The following is a 275-nucleotide window of genomic DNA, read 5'->3' as shown; positions in this document are numbered from 1 at the left end:
GAGCGTCTCGTGGGCTCGGAGATGTGTATAAGAGACTTTCTTATTACTGGGAGTCGTTTATGCGCGCAGATAATTCAAACTGAGTCAACGGCAGAAATCAAAGGTTCTTTAGAAGAATTAGATCGTTACATTTTAAGTAACAATTACGAACATGCAGATCGCTACTTTCGGGAAATCTATTTAAATAGCAGTCATGAAAAGAAGGGGAGAAGTGGTACAAGAATTCTAAGATGTAATATAAGCAAGGCAGCTGATCAAAAATATAAAGCTAAATC

At 37.5% G+C, this 275-nt stretch carries 1 protein-coding gene; it reads left to right on the top strand.

The window, feature by feature from the left end:
• Window positions 1-21: 21 nt before the first annotated feature.
• Window positions 22-275, top strand: a 254-nt coding sequence (locus tag A5875_RS24025) for a hypothetical protein (RefSeq protein ID WP_217809359.1), incomplete at its 3' end; no start/stop codon positions are given.

The sequence above is a fragment of the Enterococcus sp. 3H8_DIV0648 genome (assembly GCF_002140655.1).
GTDB classification, from domain to species: domain Bacteria; phylum Bacillota; class Bacilli; order Lactobacillales; family Enterococcaceae; genus Enterococcus_A; species Enterococcus_A hulanensis.
The sequence above is the reverse complement of the archived record's forward strand: the minus strand, read 5'-3'. Positions and strand labels throughout refer to the sequence as shown.